Raw genomic sequence first — 6,659 nt, forward strand, 5'->3', positions numbered from 1 at the left:
TTGCCTCAACTAGAGCATCATGAACTCCATCTAATATTGCCTTTTTATATTTTTCTGATTTTCCTTTTCTTTTCTATTTTAACAATAGGCATCTTTTAACCTATTGCTTTTCCTTAATTATATGCTTTCCAAGCCTTTTAGCAAGGGCCATAATGGTAAGAACAGGCGGCGCTCCGGGTGCCTTTGGAAAAACACTTGCATCTGCTACATAAAGGCCTTTAATTTCTGTTTCAAGGTTTTTATTTACTACCTCTCCAATTGCGGCTGTTCCTCCGGGGTGTGCCCCTCGGGCATATGTTGAAACCAGGGTTTTTGGATCAACGCCTGCTTCAATTAAAATAGCTCCAGCAATGGCAGCTCCCCTTGCCAGAAGCTCAACATCATTTGCTGTGCTGAATTTGGTTACTTTTTCATTAACACGACCTGATGGATCATCTGCAATTTTGATCATCAATCCAATTATATCCTTTTTACGAGCATTGAAATCTTTAAGCTCTTCTACAAGAAGTCCTGAGAAATGAGGAGTTATAACAATGTTTTCAAGTTTAATAAGGGCATTCATCTGCACTTCTTTGTTAAATTTTATATTTTTGAGTATGCCTCCAACTGTAACAAAGGTATCAACAAAAAGGTTATTTCCAGCATTTATACCTGCTTTTTGAAGTAATTTGGGAGTTTCAATGGCTCCAGCTGATAAAACAACAAGATCTGCTTTAAATATTTTATCATAGCTTTTTACTCCTTTAACTTTCATATCTTCAACTATAATCTCTGTAATGGGAGTATTATCAATAATAGTGGCCCCATATGTTTTACACTCTTCAATGAACTTTACTGTTGTCCATTTAGCGTCTTTAGGGCAGCCAAAAGAACATTTACCACAAGGTTTACAATTTTCGGGATTAATAAATTTAGGCATTTTTTTCATTTCAAATCCCAGAGATTTTGCAGCATTTATTAGTTTTATCGTTCCTTCCCCAAAATGAGAATCTGGAAGAGTTTTGACATTAAGTTCGTCTTCTATTTCCCTAAATTCCTCTTCGATGTTTATCCCCATATTTTTAAAGTATTTTTCACAGGTTCTGACTGCATTCCCCATGGTTACTGCAGTTGTTCCCCCAATACATACTGTCTGGGAAATTTCAATTCCAGTGTTAAGTACTTTATAATATTCATAGGACTTTTTCATCTTTATAAATGGCCCTTTTTCAAAAATAGTTACATCTATTCCGGATTTGGCCAGTTCTTTTGCAACGGTTGCTCCACCTGCTCCAGATCCTACAACAATAACTTTCATTTAATTTCTCCTCTAAATAAAAGTATTTAATTATTTATATGCTCTTTTAAGAGTTTTTCGGGGTTTTTGACCTTTCCTACTATTAATTTTACGTCGAGGTTTTTGTTTAAATCCTGGCGCTGGTTTATACCCTGTTTTTGAATAGTCATATCTTGTTTGATTTTTAGGTCTTGATTTGGTTTTCTTCTTCAGCATTTTTATTGCAATAAGTCCTCCTAGAGATCCAAAAACATAACAGACAAGCAATGAAAATATAAATCCAAAACCTAATGTCACAATACCACTAAATGCAAAACCAGTATTAAAACCAAGACTATAGGGTAAATTTGGAGGGGTAAAAAAACTAAATATGAATAGCATAATCCCTAAAACTCCTCCTGCAATGCCTCCTACTTTATAACTTCTATGGTTTTCTATAGTAAGGTAGGTAGCAATGAAACCAATAATAATCAGTGAAAATACACCGCTTATTCCCAGTAAATATAAAAGAACAGATCCTATTACAATACTAATGATTATAGATTCACCCATAGTATATTTGGCCATTTTATTTCTTCCTAAAGCTTAAACAATTAAAGCTATTTTCATACTTCCTTATATGATTTTCTAATATTAATAATTTTTAGGCATGCCAAAACGTTTATATTGTATCGTATATAACTATGATTAAGTAAAAATTTAGGTGAACCTAATGGCCGAAAAGTATACACTAAGTGAAAATGTCGAAGAATACTTGGAAATTCTCTACAAACTCAGCCCACATGGAGAACAGGTAAGCACTTCACAAATATCAGATAATTTAAGAATTTCTCCTGCAAGTGTTACTCAAATGCTAAAAAAACTAGCAGATACAGGATACGTTGAATATTCACCATATAAAGGAGCTGTATTAACCGAAAAAGGACTCAAAATCGCAAAAAAAATTACCAGAAAACACAGGTTACTTGAAAGATTTTTATGCGATATCCTCAAAATTAAAAAAGATAAAATCCATGAACAGGCTTGTGAGATGGAACATACACTTTCAGATGATGCAGAAAGAGCACTATGCCACCTCCTTGAACATCCTAATAAATGTCCAGGGGATAACGTTATTCCTGAATGTGATTTAAAGTTTACAAGTTGTGAAGAATGTTTATTGCAGAAAGAAGAAGATTTAGAAGAAGTAGGAAAACGTAATCAAAATCTTGTATCAATAGTTGATCTTAAGGAACGTAATAAAGGAAAAGTAAGTTTCATAAGAGGGGATCATAAGGTAATTCGAAGACTTTTAGACATGGGAATTACCATTGGGGCTATTATTAGAGTGATGAAAGTTGCACCTTTATGCGGTCCTGTGGAAGTTGCAGTAAGGGGTTCAAAACTTGCACTTGGACACGATATAGCATCAAACGTTTTTGTTGAAGCTGTTGATGAAGAGGGGTGCTGATTTTGGTTAAAACCTATAAAAGTAACTCTCGAGAATCATGGAAGGGTAAAGATCATAGACACAGACACCGAAAGAGGGGAAAAGATAGGGAATTAACGGTTGCACTTGCAGGAAATGCAAATGTAGGTAAAAGTGTAATTTTTAATGAACTAACAGGCTCAAATCAGATTGTAGGAAACTGGCCAGGTAAAACAATTGAACGAGCAGAAGGAAAACTCTATTTTAACGGTTATAATATTGATATAATTGATTTACCTGGGATTTATTCTTTTTCAACCTTTTCAATGGAAGAAATAGTATCAAGGGAGTATATAGCCTTTGAAAAGCCTGACGTTGTGATTAATGTTGTTGATGCTGCAGTCCTGGAGCGTAATCTATTTTTTACAATGCAATTAATAGAAATGGAAGTTCCACTTATTGTATGTGTTAATCAAATTGATATAGCCAAACAAAAAGGGATTGTCATTGATATAGCCAAACTTCAGGCAGCCCTCGGAGTACCAGTAGTAGCTACAGTAGCAGTAAGAGGTGAAGGACTGCATGAATTGATGGAAACAGCCATTAATTTTGCTGAAAATAAATTAAAACCCATAGATAAGGGAATTGAATATGGGTTTGAAGTTGAAAATAGAGTAAATATACTTTCAAAGTTAATGGGTTCAAAAAATCTTGATTTAGGATATCCATACCGATGGATTGCCCTTAAATTACTTGAAAATGATCCTGAAATAATTAAATTAGTAAAAAAAGTTTCTGAAGAAGTAGTTCAAAAATCATATGAATTAGCAAAGGAAATAGAACAAATACATAATGAACCTTCCTTTTCTGTCATAGCATCGGAGAGATATGCCCTTGCTAACATGATTACAGCAGGAGCGCAGGTTCAAAGTGAGATGAAAATATCATTTTCAGAAAGACTTGATAGACTGGCTACAGATAGAATTTTTGGTTATGTTATATCCGCTCTTGTTGTGGGGGGATTACTCCTCTGGACATTTATTGTTGGAAATTTTTTTTCAGAACTGCTTACAGAGGTATTTAGCTTTTTCCAGCCTGTAGATCCTCAGATTAGTGGAAGATTACCAGCCATACTATGGAATGGTGCTGTTGGAGGTTTAGTTGCAGGAATAACATTGATAATACCATTTGTAATTCCATTTTATCTTATGTTGAGTGCAATTGAAAATTCAGGTATTTTAACCAGAGTAGCATTTATGATGGATACTGCAATGCATAAAATTGGTTTACATGGAAAGGCTTTAATTCCTCTTATTTTAGGTTATGGATGTAATGTTCCAGCAATTGACAGCACAAGAATTCTTGAAACCAGAAGAGAAAGATTGCTTGCAGCATTTGCAATAACATTTGCCCCATGTGCAGCCAGAACCATAGTAATACTGGGTTTAGTAGCGGTTTTCGTCAGCGTTTGGTGGGCGCTTGCGCTTTATGTTATAGATATTTTAATTATATTCGCTTTAGGTAGGATAGCATTGAAGATCGTTCCAGGAGAGTCTACAGGATTAATAATGGAAATGCACAGCTTTAAAGTTCCAAAACTTTCAATAATAGCAAAACAGACATGGATAAGGACTAAATCCCTTATATATCTGGTTTTACCGATTTATATATTTGGAACCGCTTTTGTACAGGCTCTTTATGTTCTGGGAGTTCTTGAGCCTATAAGTAATGCATTAGCTCCATTAACAGTATGGTGGCTTGGTCTTCCAGTAGTAGCGGGAGTATTACTTATTTTCGGCGCAATTAGAAAAGAATTTATTTTATTAATGTTGGTGGCTTTCTTCGGCACAAATTTGGCGCTGGTTCTGACACCAGTTCAGTTTATTGTTCTTGCACTTGTAGCAATGCTTTATCTGCCGTGTGCTTCAACTATAGCAGTTTTAGCCAGGGAATTTGGATGGAAATCAGCAGGAATGATCACAGCAGCTAATTTTATAACCGCAATAGTTCTTGGTGGAATAGCGTTCAGGCTGCTGTCTTTGGTTTATTAGATAAAATCTGAAATTAGCCGGAATTTTAAGAAATAAAATTTATTAGCATGGATTTTTTCAAAAATCGTAATTCTTTGGATTAACTTTATAAATCAGTCTTTTAAGGAAAGATTTAAATAATTTTCAAATAAAATATATTATTAAGAAAAAAATTGGTGTAAATATGGGGATTCTCAATGGTTTTTCCAAACCCAACATAAAAAAATTAGAAAGGGAAAAAGATGTTCAGGGACTGATTAATGCCTTAAAAAGTGAAGATGTTAATATTCGTTCAGAGGCAGCAAATGCTTTTACAAGAATTAGGGATGAATCATTGGTTGACCTTTTAATCAATGCATTAGATGATGAAAATACCGATGTTAGAGGTAATGCTGCTTCTGCTCTTGGTAAAATAGGGAATAAAAAGGCAACAGACTTTTTAATTCCATTACTTAAGGATGATAAATGGTTTGTAAGGATGCATGCCGCAATATCACTTGGTGAAATCGGCGATATTAATGCAGTAGATCCATTGATTGAAGCTTTGAATGATACAAAAATCCGAAATAATGCTGTTTTAGCCCTGGGTAAAATAGGAGATAAGAGGGCTGTAAATTCATTAATTCAATCATTAAAGGATGATGATATTGTTTTCTGCAGTAATGTAGAGGAGGCATTGGGGATGATAGGCGATGAAGAAGCTGTAGAACCACTTATTGAAGCATTGAACCATGAAGATATAAGTATTAAAAAGCATGCCGCAGAAGCTCTTGGTAAAATAGGGAGTAAAAAAGCAATTGAACCCTTAAAAGAAGCATTAAAGGATAAAAGATGGTATGTAAGGCTCCATATAGAAGAAGCTCTGGATGAAATTGAATCGAAGAAACATTAAAAGGATGAATTGCTTAATTATTAGTTTTTGATTAGTTATTTTTAGTAAAATATTGATTCTTCATCTCAAAATTTTAGGAAAAGTCTACAAAATATTGTCCATAAAATTAGTTATTATGTTTTTTGAGGGTTTATTGGTAATGTGAAATAGAAGGTTGATCCATTACCTGGAGTTGATTCAACCCATATTCGTCCTCCATGACGTTCAATTATCTTCTTTGATATAGAAAGTCCAATTCCACTTCCTCTGTATTCATCAATCGTATGCAGACGCTGGAAAATTTCAAATATACGTTCCATGTACTCTTTTTTTAGTCCGATTCCATTGTCTGTAATCTGGAAAATGTATTCATTGTTCTGTTTATCTTCTTTTGCTGTAATATGGATTTTTGGAGGTTCATCCGGCTTCCTGAACTTAATAGCATTGGAAATCAAATTCTGAAAAACCCTGCTAATCTGTTTAGAATCACCAAAAACATCTGGAAGAGTATCATACGTTATTTCAGCGCGGTTATTTTCTATATTAATCTTTAAATCATTTAAAACGTCTTTAATTATTTCTTCAATGTTAATTAATTTAAATTCTTTAGCATCTGTAGTTACTTTAGAATATTCAAGAAGATCCTGAATCATCTTTTTCATTCGTATACTTGCATCCACAATGTATTCCATGAATTCTTCTGCATCTTCATCAAACTTACCTTTATAACGCATTTCCAGAAGTTGCGTAAAACTGGCAATAGTTCGGAGTGGTTCTTGAAGATCATGGGATATCACATGGGCATATTGACGTAATTCCTCATTGGAACGTTTTAAATCCTCAATAAGTTTTTCCTGATCTTTTTCAGATTTTTTACGTTCACTTATATCACGAGAAATTGCAAGACAAACTTTCCTGCCTTTATAATCTATTAAATGGTTGTTAACTTCGACAGGTATTCTTTTTCCATCTTTAGTTAGATGAACGATTTGAAATGTGGCACTTCCTTTACTGTACAATTCAGCAGCATTTTTTGGCATTTCAGGATGTTTATCTGGAGCTACTATGTCTTTA

The 6,659-nt window shown here is 34.0% G+C and carries 6 protein-coding genes; 3 read left to right on the plus strand and 3 right to left on the minus strand.

Annotation, left to right across the window (positions count from 1 at the left end; all coding sequences use genetic code 11):
* Positions 1-100: 100 nt before the first annotated feature.
* Positions 101-1,297: an FAD-dependent oxidoreductase gene (locus QMD61_11280; GenBank protein MDI6725216.1), complete on the minus strand. Its 1,197-nt coding sequence runs from the start codon at positions 1,295-1,297 to the stop codon at positions 101-103.
* A 30-nt stretch (positions 1,298-1,327) separates the two neighbouring features.
* Entirely contained in the window at positions 1,328-1,843 is a 516-nt protein-coding gene (locus tag QMD61_11285) for a hypothetical protein (protein MDI6725217.1), read from the minus strand.
* A 145-nt stretch (positions 1,844-1,988) separates the two neighbouring features.
* On the opposite strand from QMD61_11285, the gene QMD61_11290 reads away from it, so the two are divergent.
* The 3 genes from QMD61_11290 (at position 1,989) to QMD61_11300 (ending at position 5,606) form a co-directional block, all read left to right on the plus strand.
* A complete protein-coding gene (locus QMD61_11290) occupies positions 1,989-2,726 on the plus strand; it encodes a metal-dependent transcriptional regulator (protein MDI6725218.1) in 738 nt (245 codons plus the stop codon).
* Positions 2,727-2,728: 2 nt separating this feature from the next.
* Entirely contained in the window at positions 2,729-4,735 is a 2,007-nt protein-coding gene (gene feoB / locus QMD61_11295; GenBank protein MDI6725219.1) for a ferrous iron transport protein B, read from the plus strand.
* Positions 4,736-4,898: 163 nt separating this feature from the next.
* Positions 4,899-5,606 carry a HEAT repeat domain-containing protein gene (locus tag QMD61_11300; protein MDI6725220.1) on the plus strand — a complete coding sequence of 236 codons (708 nt, stop codon included), beginning with the start codon at positions 4,899-4,901 and terminating at the stop codon, positions 5,604-5,606.
* A 113-nt stretch (positions 5,607-5,719) separates the two neighbouring features.
* On the opposite strand, the gene QMD61_11305 is transcribed toward QMD61_11300, so the two are convergent.
* Positions 5,720-6,659 (minus strand): ATP-binding protein (locus tag QMD61_11305; protein ID MDI6725221.1); only part of this gene is annotated, 940 nt, incomplete at its 5' end.

Source organism: Methanobacterium sp. (assembly GCA_030017655.1).
Classification (GTDB): Archaea; Methanobacteriota; Methanobacteria; order Methanobacteriales; family Methanobacteriaceae; genus Methanobacterium_D.